General features: G+C 65.9%; 16 protein-coding genes. 2 read left to right on the forward strand and 14 right to left on the reverse strand.

The window, feature by feature from the left end; genetic code table 11:
- Window positions 1–125: 125 nt before the first annotated feature.
- The gene (locus tag ACX80Z_RS10220; RefSeq protein ID WP_024476256.1) at window positions 126–344 is read right to left on the reverse strand and encodes a DUF3046 domain-containing protein; all 219 of its coding nucleotides are present in this window, start codon (window positions 342–344) and stop codon (window positions 126–128) included.
- A 98-nt stretch (window positions 345–442) separates the two neighbouring features.
- Here ACX80Z_RS10220 and ACX80Z_RS10225 point away from each other — a divergent pair, with 98 nt between their 5' ends.
- Window positions 443–916, forward strand: a complete 474-nt coding sequence (locus tag ACX80Z_RS10225) for a MarR family winged helix-turn-helix transcriptional regulator (RefSeq protein ID WP_019483442.1) — start codon at window positions 443–445, stop codon at window positions 914–916.
- Between the two features lie 81 nt (window positions 917–997).
- Here ACX80Z_RS10225 and ACX80Z_RS10230 read toward each other — a convergent pair whose 3' ends face one another.
- The 6 genes from ACX80Z_RS10230 to dapA form a co-directional block, all read right to left on the reverse strand.
- Window positions 998–1,438, reverse strand: a complete 441-nt coding sequence (locus ACX80Z_RS10230; protein WP_024476255.1) for a helix-turn-helix domain-containing protein — start codon at window positions 1,436–1,438, stop codon at window positions 998–1,000.
- Window positions 1,439–1,558: 120 nt separating this feature from the next.
- On the reverse strand, window positions 1,559–2,071 hold the full coding sequence (locus ACX80Z_RS10235) for a CinA family protein (RefSeq protein ID WP_459315812.1): 513 nt from the start codon (window positions 2,069–2,071) through the stop codon (window positions 1,559–1,561).
- Window positions 2,072–2,082: 11 nt separating this feature from the next.
- Window positions 2,083–2,709, reverse strand: a complete 627-nt coding sequence (gene pgsA / locus ACX80Z_RS10240; protein WP_459315813.1) for a CDP-diacylglycerol--glycerol-3-phosphate 3-phosphatidyltransferase — start codon at window positions 2,707–2,709, stop codon at window positions 2,083–2,085.
- A gap of 9 nt (window positions 2,710–2,718) precedes the next feature.
- Window positions 2,719–5,634 (reverse strand): FtsK/SpoIIIE family DNA translocase, encoded by a 2,916-nt coding sequence (locus ACX80Z_RS10245; RefSeq protein ID WP_459315814.1) that lies wholly within the window; start codon window positions 5,632–5,634, stop codon window positions 2,719–2,721.
- Between the two features lie 167 nt (window positions 5,635–5,801).
- Window positions 5,802–7,493, reverse strand: coding sequence for a ribonuclease J (locus ACX80Z_RS10250; protein WP_459304174.1), 1,692 nt, complete (start codon window positions 7,491–7,493; stop codon window positions 5,802–5,804).
- Complete coding sequence (gene dapA / locus ACX80Z_RS10255) at window positions 7,490–8,437, reverse strand: 4-hydroxy-tetrahydrodipicolinate synthase (RefSeq protein WP_459315815.1); 948 nt, start codon at window positions 8,435–8,437, stop codon at window positions 7,490–7,492. The genes ACX80Z_RS10250 and dapA overlap by 4 nt, the downstream gene beginning before the upstream one ends.
- Before the next feature lie 89 nt (window positions 8,438–8,526).
- On the opposite strand from dapA, the gene ACX80Z_RS10260 reads away from it, so the two are divergent.
- Window positions 8,527–9,699, forward strand: coding sequence for a heparan-alpha-glucosaminide N-acetyltransferase domain-containing protein (locus ACX80Z_RS10260; protein ID WP_459315817.1), 1,173 nt, complete (start codon window positions 8,527–8,529; stop codon window positions 9,697–9,699).
- A 5-nt stretch (window positions 9,700–9,704) separates the two neighbouring features.
- Here ACX80Z_RS10260 and ACX80Z_RS10265 read toward each other — a convergent pair whose 3' ends face one another.
- From ACX80Z_RS10265 to ACX80Z_RS10295, 7 genes are all read right to left on the reverse strand, one after another.
- A complete protein-coding gene (locus ACX80Z_RS10265; protein WP_024476252.1) occupies window positions 9,705–10,187 on the reverse strand; it encodes a hypothetical protein in 483 nt (160 codons plus the stop codon).
- Window positions 10,188–10,195: 8 nt separating this feature from the next.
- Window positions 10,196–10,954, reverse strand: a complete 759-nt coding sequence (gene dapB, locus ACX80Z_RS10270) for a 4-hydroxy-tetrahydrodipicolinate reductase (RefSeq protein ID WP_459315819.1) — start codon at window positions 10,952–10,954, stop codon at window positions 10,196–10,198.
- Between the two features lie 43 nt (window positions 10,955–10,997).
- A complete protein-coding gene (locus ACX80Z_RS10275) occupies window positions 10,998–11,450 on the reverse strand; it encodes a molybdenum cofactor biosynthesis protein MoaE (RefSeq protein ID WP_019483452.1) in 453 nt (150 codons plus the stop codon).
- The gene (locus tag ACX80Z_RS10280; protein WP_459315820.1) at window positions 11,440–11,922 is read right to left on the reverse strand and encodes a MogA/MoaB family molybdenum cofactor biosynthesis protein; all 483 of its coding nucleotides are present in this window, start codon (window positions 11,920–11,922) and stop codon (window positions 11,440–11,442) included. The genes ACX80Z_RS10275 and ACX80Z_RS10280 overlap by 11 nt, the downstream gene beginning before the upstream one ends.
- Window positions 11,919–12,404: a cyclic pyranopterin monophosphate synthase MoaC gene (gene moaC, locus ACX80Z_RS10285; RefSeq protein WP_019483454.1), complete on the reverse strand. Its 486-nt coding sequence runs from the start codon at window positions 12,402–12,404 to the stop codon at window positions 11,919–11,921. Before moaC ends, ACX80Z_RS10280 begins: the two co-directional genes overlap by 4 nt.
- 24 nt (window positions 12,405–12,428) lie before the next feature.
- Window positions 12,429–13,796: a molybdopterin molybdotransferase MoeA gene (locus ACX80Z_RS10290; RefSeq protein ID WP_459315821.1), complete on the reverse strand. Its 1,368-nt coding sequence runs from the start codon at window positions 13,794–13,796 to the stop codon at window positions 12,429–12,431.
- Window positions 13,797–13,874: 78 nt separating this feature from the next.
- Window positions 13,875–15,431 (reverse strand): molybdopterin-dependent oxidoreductase, encoded by a 1,557-nt coding sequence (locus ACX80Z_RS10295; protein WP_459315822.1) that lies wholly within the window; start codon window positions 15,429–15,431, stop codon window positions 13,875–13,877.
- Window positions 15,432–15,546 lie beyond the last annotated feature (115 nt).

Below are 15,546 nucleotides of genomic sequence, written 5' to 3' on the forward strand. Positions count from 1 at the left end.
CACTGACAAATTGAGAAGCTTCACGGCGTATGTGGATAACCACGACAGCCGTCTGTTAGAAATGATAGTCCTATCCGAACAAGTATTCGAATAACTTGGGCGGCGTGTCAGGTGCCGCATCCGGACTATTTGGGAGTGATGTCCTTGCCTAACCGGCGTTCCGACGGGACATCCTGGAGGTCACACACCGCGACCCAGATATCGCGCGGGCTGATTCCGGCACCCAGGGCCTCTTCGGGGGTGCGGCCGCCGAGTTCGGCGAGGACGATCGTTCGGGCCAAAGTACGGGAGTACCCCGCGCCGAACTCGTCATCCATAAGCCGCCAAAAGGCACTGGTGCGCATGATGTAATCCTCTCACTGTCTCTGAGTTGGCTGACTTGCTGGCCCGCTTTCGGGGCCGGTTGATGAGCGATTGTGTGCGTAACCATAGAATGAAGCACATGACAGCCGAGCACCGTGAAGCCGATCCCGCCGTAGACACTGCCATCCAGGCATTGGAACAACAACTGAGCATGCTGTGGCGGAGGGCACGATCGAACTCCTACAAGGTGGCCCGGCGCGTCCACCCGGACATGGAACCGGCCGCCTACGGCCTGCTGGTGATCCTTCAGCGGGAGGGCGCCATGCGGCTGACCGACATTGCGGCGAGTATCGGCGTCGGCAAACCATCGGTCAGCCGGCAGATAGCGATGCTCGAACAACTCGGCCTGGTCCAGAAGGAAGCCGACCCGCTCGATGGCCGGGCCCAGTCGATTACCCTGACCCCCGCCGGCTCGAAGCAGCTGGTCGCCGCCCAGACCGCCCGTAAGGAAGCGTTCCACAACCTGATGGACGACTGGGACGTCAAAGACCTCACCACCCTGGGGACCCTGATTGCCCAACTCAATGAGACGTACACCAAAGACAACTGGTGATTGACAACACACTGTTGACAACAAACTGAAGCCCGTCGGAGTGTTCCGGCGGGCTTCAGTCAAATCGCTATGGACGCTGAGTTAGCGGTTCGTTGCGGCCAGTCCGCGGCTGAAATCCTCGGATAGGTCGGCCGGGATGTCGTCTACAAACGCCCGGGCGAATTCCTGGGGCACCGTGTCAGGGACTGATACGCCCTCTGCCTCGGCGAGACGATCGCTGACTTCGCGGAGCATGAGGGACAACGGAACATCGAGCGCGGTGCAGATCGAGGACAGGAGCTCAGACGATGCTTCCTTCTGGCCCCGCTCTACCTCGCTGAGGTAACCAAGGGAGACTCGAGCACTATGCGAAACCTCGCGTAGTGTGCGGCCCTGCCGCTGGCGGACGTCCCGCAGGACATCGCCGATCTCATGGCGTAGCACTACCATTTTGCGCTCCTTCGGCTTGCGCTGTGCATCTTCCGCCAACCCCACATCCCGCCAACGGACTACTCCGTTAATGGATACGGGTTGCTTTACCATCTGAATCGCCATGCTCCCTCGTTGCAATTGATCCGGTGTCTCCTTAGGAAGGTGTACCGGCTTGGTAGTTTCAAGCCTAAGCTGTCAACCTGTTCAATGGCTGACAGTAATGATAACTGTTCAGTCCTGGGATTTGTTCCCTGCGGCCTGGTCGCGTAACACGGCGCCCAGCAGATTCAGTGCGGCGGCACAGGCGTGCCTCCGGACCGACTCCCGGTCGCCGTCGAACAGGTATTCGTTCACCGTCGTCCCGGCCGCTGATGCTACGGCCACGAAGACGGTGCCCACCGCCTTACCGGCGTGTGGCTCGGGTCCCGCAGCTCCGGTGGTGGAAACGCCCAGATCGGCGTCGAAGACGCGCCGTGCGCCTTCCGCCATCTGGCGTGCGACGACGGCGTCCACCGCCCCGGTCGCGGCGATCCCTGCGGGGTCGACGCCGAGAATGTCCACCTTGATCTGGTTCTGGTAGGTCACCGCCCCACCCTGCAACACCGCGGATGCGCCCGGCACCGAGCCCAGCGCGGCGCTGACCATCCCGGCGGTCAGCGACTCGGCAGTGGCGATGGTGAGGTGACAGGCTGTTGCCTGGCGGATCACCTCTGCGGCAGGCCCAGCGGGAACTGGCGGTTCCATCGGTGCCGCGCTTACGACGTCGGGCTGCCGGGGTGCCCGGTTGAACGCGCATCACGCCGGAGCCGGATCGCCTGGATAATGTAGTCGATCCCGGTGACGACGGTGACGGCGACGGCTGCCAGCATCACCGTGATGGCCACCCAGGAATACCAGTCACCTAACACCCCGGCCAGTGGCAGCAGGTACAGGAAGATGGCGAAGGTCTGGATGACCGTTTTGAGTTTCCCGCCGCGCGAGGCTGGCATCACTCCGTAGCGGATGACGGCGAACCGCAGCACGGTGATGCCCAGTTCGCGGACCAGGATCACGATGGTGACCCACCACCAGAGTTCTCCAATGACAGAGAGCAGGATCAGTGCGGCACCTATGAGCAGTTTGTCGGCGATAGGGTCGGCGATCTTCCCAAAGTCGGTGATTAGCCCGCGGCTCCGGGCCAGGTCGCCGTCGAGTTTATCGGTGTAGATCGCGACGGCGAACACCGCCACCGCCAGCCAGCGGAAAAGCCCGCCCGAGTCATCGGCGGCCGAGTCGTCCAGGAGCAGAAACCAGATGAAGAACGGGACCAGAAGGATCCGCACCACCGTAAGGACGTTGGCAATGTTCAGCGTAGGGACCTGTTTGGCCGGAGGAATACTCACGGCATAAGGCTACCTTCCCGTGAGGCTCCAGGCGTCAGTTGAGCCGTCATCGTCGTCGTCCGAGCCGTCATGGTACTGGCCCGCCTGGCGGCGAGCCTCGAGATCGTCGGCCACCAGGTCGATCGGTGGTGCCTGCGGGGCACTGGGCGCCGGCTCGTCGGGGACGGACACGGGTCCGTCACCGCGCATGGCGCCGAGTACCGCTGCCAGATCATCAGGCTTGACCAGGACGTCACGGGCCTTTGAGCCTTCCGAGGGACCCACCACACCGCGGGACTCCAACAGGTCCATGAGCCGGCCCGCCTTGGCGAAGCCGACCCGCAGTTTACGCTGCAGCATGGACGTGGAACCGAACTGGGTGGTGACCACCAGTTCCGTGGCCTGCAGGAGAACGTCGAGGTCGTCGCCGATGTCGTCGTCGATCTGCTTTTTCGGCGCCTCGACCGCCACATCCTCACGATAGTTGGCCTTCAGCTGGCCCTTGACGTGTTCCACCACCCGGTGGATTTCGGACTCCGTGACCCAGGCGCCCTGCACGCGCATGGGCTTGGATGCGCCCATGGGCAGGAACAGCGCGTCGCCCTGGCCGATGAGCTTCTCGGCGCCCGGCTGGTCCAGGACCACGCGGGAGTCGGTGACCGACGACGTCGCGAACGCCATCCGGGACGGAACGTTGGCTTTGATCAGGCCGGTGACGACGTCGACCGATGGCCGCTGGGTGGCGAGCACCAGGTGGATGCCGGCGGCGCGCGCCAGCTGGGTGATGCGCACGATCGAGTCCTCGACGTCGCGCGGGGCGACCATCATCAGGTCGGCGAGCTCGTCGACGATGACCAGCAGATACGGGTACGGGCGCACCACGCGCTTGGAACCCTCGGGCGGGATGACCTTCCCGTTCCGGACCGCCTTGTTGAAGTCGTCGATGTGCTTGTAGCCGTAGTTGGCGAGATCGTCGTAGCGGGTGTCCATTTCACGGACTACCCACTGCAGGGCCTCGGCGGCCTTCTTGGGGCTGGTGATGATGGGCGTGATCAGGTGCGGCACGCCTTCGTAGGCGGTGAGCTCCACCCGTTTGGGGTCGACCATCACCATGCGTACCTCGTCGGGGGTGGAGCGCATCAGGATCGAGGTGATCATGGAGTTCACGAACGATGATTTACCGGCACCGGTGGCACCGGCAACCAGCAGGTGGGGCATCTTGGCCAGGTTGGCGACGACGAACCCGCCCTCAACGTCCTTGCCGACACCCATCACCATCGGGTGTTCGGTCTTGCGGGCGTTGCCGGACCGCAGCACGTCGCCCAGTGACACCGTTTCACGGTCGGTATTGGGGATCTCGATGCCGATGGCCGACTTGCCCGGAATCGGGGACAGGATGCGGACGTCGGAACTCGCGACGGCGTAGGAGATGTTCTTGGACAGCGCGGTCACCCGTTCCACCTTGGTGCCCGGCGCCAGCTCGATTTCGTAGCGGGTGACGGTGGGGCCGCGGGAGAACCCCGTGACCTTCGCGTCAACGTGGAACTGGTCGAGGGTGTGGGTCAGGGCTGCGACCACAGAGTCGTTGGCTTCGGACCGTTCCTTGGGCGGGGTACCGGCGGGCAGGTAGTCCGACGGCGGCAGGGTGTACGTGACGTCGCCGGCCAGCTGCAGCTGCTCGGTGCGCTGTGGCATGGGGGTCGGCGGGATCTGCGGCTGCACCGGATTGGACGGTACCTGTGGTGCGGGGGTAGGGAGGACCGCCATCGCCTCGGTGGCCGGTTCAGGGTTGCCACCGGGGTCGTGGGCGCGGTCGTTGGGATCTGTGGGGATGCCATGATCCTGTTTGATCTTCTCGGTGGCGCGTTCCTGCTGGGTGGGCCGCCGGACGCCCGGTGGTACCCGCGGTTCGGTGGGGACCGGCGCCGCCTGGTGCGCCTGAGTCTGGTGCTGGGTGTCGTCGTCGTCGGCCAGGACTGCCCGCTCGAATGCTTCATCACCGACGTACCCGTCAAGCTCGGCCTGGGCGCGGTCCGCCGCACGATCGCGTCCGAAGAGACGCATCTTGCGTTTGGGTTTCCTGCCGGGTGCCGAGTGGCGCTCGTCGAGGTAGCTTTGATCATGTTTTTCGGTGGCCGGGTCGGTTCCCCGTTCCTTGGTGCCCTGCTGGTCCCGCTCGATGAGGTCCTGACCCATCAGGTGCTCATACAGGGCGCGCAGCCGGGAGGGGATGTGGCGGAACGGGGTGGCGGTAATGATCAGCAGGCTCAGGAAAATGAGTGCCGAGAGCAGCACGATCACCGGCCATTCGGTCAGGATTCCGCTGAGCGGGCCGGCCACGAGGAAACCGACCACTCCCCCGGCCTGCCAGAGGCGTTCGAAACCGTCTGCGAGGGCTGGCGCTCCACCCGAGAGGTGGGCGATACCTGAACCCGCGAACAGGGCAATGGTCATCCCAATGCCCACCCGGTTGTTGGCCCGGTGGTTCTCCGGATACCTGAAGAGGCGCACCGCGCCGATCAGCAGCATGAACGGCACAAGCAGCGCCATCCAGCCGAAGGTTCCAGCGGCGACAGCGTGCACCACATCGGCGCCGGGGCCCGTGAGCGCCCACCACTCGACTGCGGCGACTGCCACGCTGAGGATCATCAGGAACAGGCCGGTACCGTCCCGGCGGAGCTCCTTGTCCGGGTGGACGTCGTGCCCGAACTTGCGGATACCTGAGGCGACCATGTGGGCGGCCCCCATCCACAGCCCCCGGAGTGCGCGCAGAGGCAGGGGAAGCGTGTCCCCGGGCAGCGCGGGCTGCTGTTTGGTGGGTTGCCGGGTGTTGCCACCGCTTTTGTTTGCGCCGCTACGGCCCGAAGTTGAACGCGCAGCAGCCGAGGTGTTCTTACCGCGCGACTGCTGTGAACCTCTGGGGCCCGGGGAAGTACGAGTCGCCATAGTGCCAACGGTACCGGACATAGCCCCGGATTCCCCGGACATACGCGGCCGGATCTGCGTTGCCGCATGCAGTGCTGCTCGGCAGGTGGGGGCGTCCGCCGAGCATCGACAGCTCTGCCCGGTGAGCTGGGAGTCCCGGCGAGCAGGCCTGCTGCCGGTTTCGGCTGCTACGCCTCCAGGACCACCGGAATGATCATCGGCCGGCGGCGGTAGCGCCTATTCACCCAGGTACCAATCACCCGGCGGACCACCTGTTGCAGCTGGTAGACGGTGTGGTCCTTGTTGCTCATTACTGCTTCTTCGAGTGCGGCGTTGAGTTTGGGCTTGATCTCATCGAACACCGAGTCGTCTTCGGCGAAACCCCGGGCGTGGATGTCGGGACCGGACACGATCTTGCCGGTGCTCCTGTTGACCACCGTGACGATGGAGATGAACCCCTCCTCGCCGAGGATCCGGCGGTCCTTCAGGTCGGCGTCGGTGATCTCGCCGATGCTCGACCCGTCCACATAGACGAAACCGCATTCCACCGCCCCGACCACGCGGGCTACCCCGCCCACCAGGTCAATGACCGAACCGTCGTCGGTGAGCAGCACGTTTTCGCTCGGGATCCCGGTCTGCTCGGCGAGCCGGGCGTTGGCAATCAGGTGGCGGGTTTCGCCGTGGACGGGCATGACGTTCCGGGGCCTGAGGATGTTGTAGCAGTACAGCAGCTCACCGGCTGCAGCGTGCCCGGACACGTGGACCTTTTCGTTGCCCTTGTGGATGACGTCGGCGCCGAGCTTGAGCAGCCCGTTGATGACCCTGAACACGGCGTTCTCGTTGCCCGGGATCAGTGAGGACGCGAGGATCACGGTGTCGCCCTTGCCGACGGTGATCCGGTGGTCGCCGTTGGCCATCCGGGACAGGGCGGCCATCGGCTCACCCTGGGAGCCGGTGGACATGAGAACCACCTTGTCGTCCGGCAGGGTGTCCACGTTTTTGATGTCCACGAGAATGCCGTCGGGAACCCTGAGGTAGCCGAGCTTCGCGGCGATGGCCATGTTCCGCACCATCGAGCGGCCGGCGAAGCAGACGAAACGCCCGTGCGCTTCGGCGGCGTCGAGCACTTGCTGTACCCGGTGGATGTGGGACGAGAACGACGCGACGATGATCCGTTTGGTGACCTGCCCAAACAGCCGGTTCAGGACCGGTCCGATCTCGCGTTCGGCGGTGGTGAAACCGGGCACGTCGGCGTTGGTCGAGTCGACCATGAGGAGGTCAACTCCCTCTTCGCCGAGCCGCGCGAACGCCCTCAGGTCGGTGATGCGCCCGTCCAGGGGCAACTGGTCCATCTTGAAGTCGCCGGTGTGCAGGACGTTTCCTGCGCTGGTGCGGATGAAGACCGCGAGGGCATCCGGGATGGAGTGGTTGACCGCCACGAACTCGCACTCGAACGGTCCGAACTGTTCAATCTGCCCCTCGGTGACGGTGAGGGTGTAGGGGGTGATCCGGTGTTCCTGCAGTTTCGCTTCGATCAGGGCCAACGTGAGCTGGGAGCCGATCAGCGGGATGTCTTTTTTGTGCCGCAGCAGATACGGAACAGCGCCAATGTGGTCCTCATGACCGTGCGTCAGGACCAGTCCGACGACGTCGTCGAGCCGGTCCTCGAGGTACGAAAAGTCGGGGAGGATCAGGTCGACGCCGGGCTGGTTCTCCTCGGGAAACAGCACCCCACAGTCGACAATCAGGAGTTTTCCGTCCAGTTCGAACACCGCCATGTTCCGACCGATTTCGCCGAGGCCGCCAAGGGGGACGATGCGCAGAACGCCCGGTGCGAGTTCTGGTGGGGCGATGAGTGCGGTGGCGGCCGATACCGTCATGCGGATGTTCCGTCAGCGGTCCGGGTGGAGCGCGGGCGGTCGAAGTTCATCCCCGCTTCGGCCAGGTCGGCGAGCACGGTTTCCATCTCGACGGCGGTGGGTCCGACCAGGGGCAGCCGCACCGCAGCGTTGGGGATCAGCCCCTGGCGTTTGAGGATTTGCTTCGCCGAGACGGCTCCGGGGATGTGGGTCATCACCGCGCGCACCACCGGGTCGAGCTCAAAGTGGATCCGGCGGGCGGTGGCCACGTCCCCGGCGCCCGCGGCGTCGACCAGCGCCCTGAACTGGGCGGTGGCCACGTGTGCGCTGACACTGACCACACCGACGCCGCCAGCCATCATCCAGGGGAGGGTGAGGCCGTCGTCGCCCGAGTACACGTCGAGCGTGGTGTTGGCGAGCACCCTGGTGATCTCCGCGAAATCCGCCTTGGCATCCTTGAGCGCGACAATCCTGGGATTGTCCGCCAGCCGGATCATGGTCTCGGTCTGGATCGGGATGCTGGACCGGCCTGGGATGTCGTAAATCATGATGGGCAGCTCGGTGGCAGCGGCAATCGCTTCGAAGTGGGCCAGCACACCGGCCTGGGTGGGCTTGTTGTAGTACGGGGTCACCACCAGTTGTCCGTCGACGCCAGCGCGCACGGCACGCTGCGCCATCTCGATGGAGTGCGAGGTGTGGTTGGTTCCGGTGCCGGCGATGACCTTCGCCCGCCCGCCCACGGCTTCCACGACCACCCGGAACAGGTCTTCCTTCTCCTGGTCCTCCAGCGTGGAGGTCTCACCGGTGGTCCCGGAGATCACCAGGCCGTCGCAGCCGTCGTCGACCAGGTGAGTCGCGAGCTGGGCGGTGGCCTCGAAGTCCACGCTGCCGTCAGCGTGGAACGGGGTCACCATCGCTGTGACCAGGGTGCCGAAGGGAAGGGTGCGGGTGTCGGTTTGAGCCATGGGTAAAACGTTACCCGGTTCGACACCGTTTAGCTTCCGCTGCACATCGCCGCCGCGGGGCTGACTCCCCGCTGTGAGACGATCAGGTCATGGTATCTGGCAAGGTAACCCGCCGGCTGAGCGGGGTCGACGCCGCCCGCGGTGTGGCGCTGTTTGGGATGATGAGCACCCACATTTTTGCCCTGTACGTTCCGGGCACGGCCGAGGCGTCATGGGTGGCTCTGGTTTTCTCCGGCCGGGCATCAGCCCTGTTCGCCGTCGTCGCCGGGCTCGGCCTTGCCCTGTTGACCGGAGGGAACCGGATCCACCACCGCAACGCCATCGGGATGGACCGCCGGGGCATCGCGGCACGTGCGGCCGTCATCATGGTGATCGGGCTGATGCTGGGCGGACTGGAAACCAACATCGCCATCATCCTCTTCCACTACGGGGTGCTGTTCCTGCTGGCGCTGCCGTTCGTCTCCATGCCGTTCAGGCGGCTTCTCTGGTGGGCAGCAGGCTGGCTGCTCCTTTCGCCGGTCGCCGCCTATTTGCTGCGGCCCTGGATCGCCGAGACGGTCAATCCGCCGTCGATTGGTGGGAATCCGCTCTGGGAAACGCTGCTGGAACCAGCCACGCTGCTCGCCGACATCACCGTGACCGGTTACTACCCGGCGTTGCAGTGGCTGAGCTACATCCTGATCGGCATGGCGATCGGCCGTCTACCACTCCGGGACCAACGGGTACAACTGGGCCTGGTGGTGTCCGGTGCGACCCTGGCCGTGGCGGCGAAACTCGTCAGCGGCTACCTCCTCGGCCCGTTGGGCGGTCTGGCGGCACTGCTGCAGACCCCCGACGGCAGCAGATACCCGCTGGCGGCAATGATGAGCGTCAGCCTGACGGGGGTCGACCAATCCGATTCGTGGTGGTGGCTGGCCGTGAGCGCACCCCACTCGGGCTCCCCCCTGGACCTGCTGCACACCGGCGGGACGGCTGCCCTGGTGATTGGGCTGTGCCTGCTGGCCACCCGGCGGTTTGAATCCGCGCTGCTCCCCCTGTCGGCAGCCGGGGCGATGACCCTGACCCTCTACGCGGTTCATATCTGGACCATGAGCGTTGTCGATGCCCAGACCCCGGCGCCCGACCCGGCGCTGGTGTATTGGGGCCAGGCGGTCGTGTTTGTTGTCCTCGGCATCCTCTTCCAGCGCATCAACGCCCGCGGGCCCCTGGAGTTACTGACCTCCGGAGCGTCGCGGGCGGCGCGGGCGGGTGTGAACAGCTAACGCTGTTAGCGGGCTGCGTTGTACAGTTTCCCGGCGGTGCGCATGGAGCGCCTCGCCCTGGTCCTGTCCCCTGCTGCGTCGTAGGCGCAGGAGAGCCTGAACCAGCCGCGCCAGTCGTCCGGCGCCGCCTCAACCTCCGCCTGGTATTCGGGGAACCGTGCGTCCGCTGCCGAGCGGACAATCCGACCGGCGGGGGTACGGGGCAGGTCGTCGATGGGGAGCCCTCCCTCGGCATCAAGGTCGGACGCCATCTTTGAGGTCTGTATCCCGAACAGCAGTTCGCGGATCATGGCCCACCCGCCGATCAGCGGCAACAGGAGGTAGGCGAGCCCGAGTGCCTTGGCGACCAGGTCCGGGTCGGTGAGGAGAATGACGCTGCGTTGCAGAGCGATGATCAGCCAGAAGACGAGCAGCAGGCTCACCAGTGCGACGCCGATTTTGGCCCGGTGGCGTTTTACTGCGTCAAGAAATCCAGCTGTTTCGGCCATGGGGGAGGTCACGCTTCCAGTTCGAGGTAGCCGTCCAGCCCGACCGTCAGGCCGGGGTGGGACGCGACACCGCGCACGCCCAGCAGCACGCCGGGCATGAATGATTCGCGGTGGTAGGAGTCATGGCGAATGGTGAGCTGCTCGCCAACGCCACCGAGGAGCACCTCCTGGTGCGCGACCAGACCGCGCAGCCGTACCGAGTGCACCCGGACGCCGTCGACGTCGGCGCCGCGGGCGCCGTCGAGCTCGGCGGTGGTTGCGTCGGGGCTGGCGGGAAGGCCGGCTTCCCGGCGTGTTTGCGCGATCAGGTTCGCGGTCCGCACGGCGGTGCCCGAGGGAGCGTCCACCTTGTCCGGATGATGCAGTTCGACGATCTCAACCGACTCGAAGTATTTGGCTGCCCGCGCGGCGAACGCTGAGGCCAGCACCGAGCCGACCGCGAAGTTCGGGGCGATCAGCACCCCGGTGGTCGGGTGATCAGCGAGCAGACTGCCGAGCTGCTGCAGCCGTAATTCGTCCCACCCGGTAGTCCCGACGACGGCATGGATGCCGCGCTCCACGGCGAACACCACGTTGTCGAAGGTCGCGTCGGGGACGGAGAGGTCGACGATGCATTGCGCGCCGGCCGCGACAATGGTGTCCAGGGTGTCTTCGCGCCCGAGGGCTGCCACCAGTTTCAGGTCCGCTGCGGCGTCGATGGCCTTGACGGCCTCCGCCCCCATGCGGCCGGCGGCGCCGAGTACGGCCACGGCAAGTTGTTCAGTCATAACACCCAACCCTACTGATCAGGCACTCCCCTGCCCATTTGGGTCAGGAGTCCCCCGCGGTGGCTGCGGATCCGGCACCCACCCACTCGACGGTCCCGTCGGTGAAGAACTGTTCCTTCCAGATGGGGACCTTTTCCTTGACGGTGTCCACCAGCTCGGAGCAGGCGGCGAAGGCTTCGCCCCGGTGGGCGGAGGCGACAGCTGCCACCAGAGCAGGGTCACCAATGGTTAGCGGACCGACGCGGTGCGCCACCCAGATCCGAACGCCCTGGTACCGGGCGGCGATCCCGTCGGCGATCTCGCCGATAATCCGCTCAGCGCTGGGGTGCGCCGAGTAGCTCAGCGACGTGACATCGCGGCCGCCGTCGTGGTTTCTCACCACCCCGCCGAAACCCACTACCGCTCCACAGTCCGGTGCGTCGACCTGGGCGAGGGCCTCATCGAGGCTGATGCTTTGCTGCGCGAGGGACACATGCACCACGTGGCTAGTGTTCATTATTTCCTTCCAGCTGGGAGCAGATGTGCCCCAGCAGTGGTTTGAGCACTGCCAACCCGTCCCGGACCCCGCCGGGTGAGCCGGGCAGGTTGATCACGAAGGTGCTTCCGGCGGTGCCAGCATGACCACGGCTCAGTGCTGCTGTTGGGACCTTCTCGGTACCGAGGCGCCGGAGCGCTTCCATCACGCCGGGCAGGTGGCGCTGAAGGTAGGGTGCGGTTTGTTCGGGGGTGACATCGTCGGGGCTCAACCCGGTGCCGCCGCTGGTGATAACCACCGACGGTGAGCCCTTGAGCACGTCACCGATCGTTTGGCCCACGGCGTCGCCGTCGGGCACCACCAGGGTTTCCTGCGGCGCGAAGCCGTTCTCCAGCAGCCAGCTGTGGATGAGTGGACCGCACTCGTCCTGGTAAACCCCGGCGGCTGCGCGGGTCGAGGCGATGATCACCGCTGCGGTGCGCGGGGCGCTCATGCCGTCCAGTCCCCGCTCTTGCCGCCGGACTTCGCCAGCACTTTCGTGTCAGTGATGATGGCCCGCTTGTCCACTGCCTTGATCATGTCGTAGAGCGCGAGGGCTGCCAGGGAGGCACCGGTCAGGGCTTCCATCTCGACGCCGGTGACTGCCGTTGTCTTGACCGCGCAGGTAATTGTCACGGCGTTCTCGGCGGCCTCGAAATCCACGGTGATCTTGCTCAAGGGCAGGGGGTGGCAGAGCGGGATCAGTGCGGACGTCTGCTTGGCAGCCAGGATGCCGGCCACCCGCGCGACGGCGAGTGCGTCGCCTTTGGGCAGGCCACCGGCGGTGATCAGTCCGACCACCTCCGCGGTGGTGTGCAGGATGGCCTGTGCAGTGGCTTCGCGGGTGGTTTCAGCCTTCGCCGACACATCGACCATGTGGGCGCTGCCGTCTGCGCGGACGTGGCTCAACGACGACGGGCTGGGGTTCTCGGTCATGCTGTCCTTACTGGTTCTCGATACTTAGCTGTGCTCTGGCCCGGCCACGGCGAGGAGGCTCGCTGCGGGAATCCCAAAGGCTGGTGCGCCGTGCACCCCATCCACCAACCAGACGGTAACCAGATCCCCCGCGGCCAGGCAACCGGTGCCAGCCGGTAGGTGGACCAGCACGTTTGATTCGGCCAGCGCATGGATCAGGTGCGATCCCGGGCCGCCTACCAGCCTAACCGTTCCGAGCGCTTCGCCCGCTGCCGCCCGGGGCGTGTACCAGCCCCGCCGGACCTGGTGTTTGGCCTCGGGCGAGGTGACCTCCTCTTCGAGCGCGGCGGTCAGCGCGACCCGAGGATGAGGGGTCCCCGCGACGGCGGTCAGCGCTGGGCGGAGGAACATTTCGAAGGAGACGAGCGCGCTGACCGGGTTGCCCGGGAACCCCAGGAACGGGACACCGCCGATGGTCCCCAACGCCTGCGGTCCGCCCGGTTGCATGGCGACCGAGAGGAACTCGACGCTGCTATTGGCCAGAGCCTGCTTCACCACCTCATACGCGCCCTGACTGATGCCACCGGTGGTGAGGATCAGGTGGATGCCACTGTCGGCCACCGCCGCGAACGCCTCCCGCAGCAGGGCAGGATTGTCATCCATCAGTCGGTGGCGGACGACGGCGGCGCCCGCGTCCAGGAGTGCGCTTTCGAGCAGTGTGGTGTTGGCGTCGAAGATTTTGCCGGGTTGCGGGGTGCTGCCGGGCTCCTGTACTTCGTCCCCGGTGGTCAGCAGCAGGACGGTGAAGGGACGGCGCACCGGGACGGTTGCCACGCCGCAGGCCGCGAGGAGGCCCAGTTGGGCCGGGCCGAGGAGTGTCCCGGCGGTGACGGCCGCTGTACCGGCCGCGATGTCGCTGCCGATCCGGCGGATGAAGGCTCCGGGCTCGACCGTCCCGGGGAGGTCAACGGTCAGGGCGACGCCTGACGCGTAGTCCGCAGCCGAATAGAACTGGGCGGGCGTGACCCGTTCGATTGGGACGACGGCACCGGTGTGGCGGGGAATCATGGCGCCGGTCATGATGGGCGCGGCGGTCCCCTGAACCAGGTCCGGCGGTTCGATGCCAGCCGGAATGGGAGCTCCGACGCTGAGGGTTAGCCCCCGATGGTCGCTGATCACACCCACATCGGCCTCATGGATGGCGTAACCGTCCATCTGCGAGTTATCGAACGGAGGCAGACTCACCGGGGCGGGCAGATCGGTGGCCAGCACCCGGCCGCGCGCCGCCGCCAGCGGAAGGTGGTCGTTGTTCGACTCTGCCCGGCTATCGGCCAGATTGTCGGTGGGGTAGCCGCTGCTGTAGCGCAGCAGCCCCAGCACGGCTTGCTGATGTTCCTCGACGCTTCTGATCATGGGATCCCTACCTGCCCTCACGGTTAGCTCTGATGCTCCACCTTAGGCTCCCATGAAACCGTGCTCAGGCAACCGTGCTCAGGAAACCGTGAACGACACGGTGTGGAGTCCCGTGGCGCCGTCGGGGGTCACCGGTGCCACCCGGTCCACCTGCACCGCCCCCGTCGCATCGACGGCCCGTACCTGCACCGTGTGTGATCCCGGGTCCAGCTGGATGTCGGCCGAGAACTGCCGCCACGTGTCCCGGGAGATCTCGGTTCCCAGCCGGGCGCTCTGCCATCTGCCCCCGTCCACCCTCACCTCGACCCGCTCAATCCCCCGGTGTTGCGCCCAGGCGTAGCCGGCGATCGCGACCGTCCCGGCGGGCACCGTCGAATTGTTTTGGGGGACGTCAATGCGTGAGGAGGTTTTGACCGGCCCACGTTCTGACCAGCCCCGGGTAGACCAGTAGGCGACGTCGTCGTCGTACCGTGTCACTTTCAGCTCGGTCACCCACTTGGTCGCCGAGACGAAACCGTACAGCCCGGGAACCACCAGGCGGACGGGGAAACCATGTTCAACAGGGAGGGTTTCGCCGTTCATTCCGACGGCGATCAGTGAGTCCCGGTCGTCGGTCATGGCTTCCAGCGGAGTGCTGGCGGTGAATCCGTCGATGCTGCGCGACAGCACCATATCGGCCCCCTCCTGGACGCCCGCCATGGCCAGCAGGTCGCGGACCGGCCAGCCGAGCCATTTTGCGTTGCCGATCAGGTCACCGCCCACCACGTTCGAAACGCAGGCGAGGGTGATATAGCTTTCGATCAGGGGCTTGGTCAGGAGCTCGTCGAAGGACAGCTCGACCTCCCGATCCACCATGCCGGTCACCCGCAGCCGCCAGGTGACCGGATCCACTACCGGCACCACGAGGGCGGTATCGATCCGGTAGTAGTTGTCGTTGGGGGTCACGAGCGGTGAAACGCCGTCGACGCCGAGATCCGCCCCTGCGGGAAGCACTGCTGCCGCCGAAGCCCGGTTCGCGCTCGCCGACGGCCTTGGCAGGGAGATCTGTTCCCTGGCGACGGTCACCAGGGATTGGCTGTTGCGCACCCCCGCCGCTGCGGCCCCCGATACTGCCGCGACGACGCCGCCCACTCCCACCCCCACGAGGAACCGGCGGCGGGCCACCGGCCCTGGAACGCCGCCGTCGGCCGCCGTGCGGGGGTGCCAGGCCGCCAGCCGGTCGATCATGACGCTGATCAGCATGACGCCTAGTACCAGGGCGACCACCGGCGCCGCGAAGGCGGGCGTTGAGGACTGCGGCCGTGCGGCGACGGCGGCGATCCCCGCCAGGCCGAACGCCAGCACGACTGCGGCTCCGGCCCGACGCCACCTGTATTCAAGGATTCCGGCGGCGGCGGCCATTGAAGCGATGATGAGGAACATTGTGCCGAGGAACACCAGCTTGTCGGCGGTGCCGAACGTCTCAATGGCCCAGTCCTTGACGCCGGGTGGCAGCACATCAATGACGATCGACCCGACGGCGGTCACCGGGGAAAGGGAGGGGCTGACCAGCGCGGCGGTCAGCTCGGCGGCGATCACAGCGAGCAGGACAGCAACCAGCCCGGAAAGTGCTGCCCATCCGTTGGTCCGTCTCACGCCGGTCACCCTTTCTGTGATGTGTCAGTCATTTAGCCCAACGTCTGCGCCCCATCATCGGTTCGCCGGGCGTGCATAAGCCTCCACCGAATAGTGACCCTAGCTGAAAGGGCGT

This window comes from Arthrobacter sp. TMT4-20 (assembly GCF_054510775.1).

Excerpts from the sequence above, each read along its gene's own strand:
- ACX80Z_RS10220 (WP_024476256.1), bottom strand. The coding sequence starts at position 344 with ATGCGCACCAGTGCCTTTTGGCGGCTTATGGATGACGAGTTCGGCGCG.
- ACX80Z_RS10225 (WP_019483442.1), top strand. The coding sequence starts at position 443 with ATGACAGCCGAGCACCGTGAAGCCGATCCCGCCGTAGACACTGCCATC.
- ACX80Z_RS10230 (WP_024476255.1), bottom strand. The coding sequence starts at position 1,438 with ATGGTAAAGCAACCCGTATCCATTAACGGAGTAGTCCGTTGGCGGGAT.
- ACX80Z_RS10235 (WP_459315812.1), bottom strand. The coding sequence starts at position 2,071 with ATGGAACCGCCAGTTCCCGCTGGGCCTGCCGCAGAGGTGATCCGCCAG.
- ACX80Z_RS10245 (WP_459315814.1), bottom strand. The coding sequence starts at position 5,634 with ATGGCGACTCGTACTTCCCCGGGCCCCAGAGGTTCACAGCAGTCGCGC.
- ACX80Z_RS10250 (WP_459304174.1), bottom strand. The coding sequence starts at position 7,493 with ATGACGGTATCGGCCGCCACCGCACTCATCGCCCCACCAGAACTCGCA.
- dapA (WP_459315815.1), bottom strand. The coding sequence starts at position 8,437 with ATGGCTCAAACCGACACCCGCACCCTTCCCTTCGGCACCCTGGTCACA.
- ACX80Z_RS10260 (WP_459315817.1), top strand. The coding sequence starts at position 8,527 with ATGGTATCTGGCAAGGTAACCCGCCGGCTGAGCGGGGTCGACGCCGCC.
- ACX80Z_RS10265 (WP_024476252.1), bottom strand. The coding sequence starts at position 10,187 with ATGGCCGAAACAGCTGGATTTCTTGACGCAGTAAAACGCCACCGGGCC.
- dapB (WP_459315819.1), bottom strand. The coding sequence starts at position 10,954 with ATGACTGAACAACTTGCCGTGGCCGTACTCGGCGCCGCCGGCCGCATG.
- ACX80Z_RS10275 (WP_019483452.1), bottom strand. The coding sequence starts at position 11,450 with ATGAACACTAGCCACGTGGTGCATGTGTCCCTCGCGCAGCAAAGCATC.
- ACX80Z_RS10280 (WP_459315820.1), bottom strand. The coding sequence starts at position 11,922 with ATGAGCGCCCCGCGCACCGCAGCGGTGATCATCGCCTCGACCCGCGCA.
- moaC (WP_019483454.1), bottom strand. The coding sequence starts at position 12,404 with ATGACCGAGAACCCCAGCCCGTCGTCGTTGAGCCACGTCCGCGCAGAC.
- ACX80Z_RS10290 (WP_459315821.1), bottom strand. The coding sequence starts at position 13,796 with ATGATCAGAAGCGTCGAGGAACATCAGCAAGCCGTGCTGGGGCTGCTG.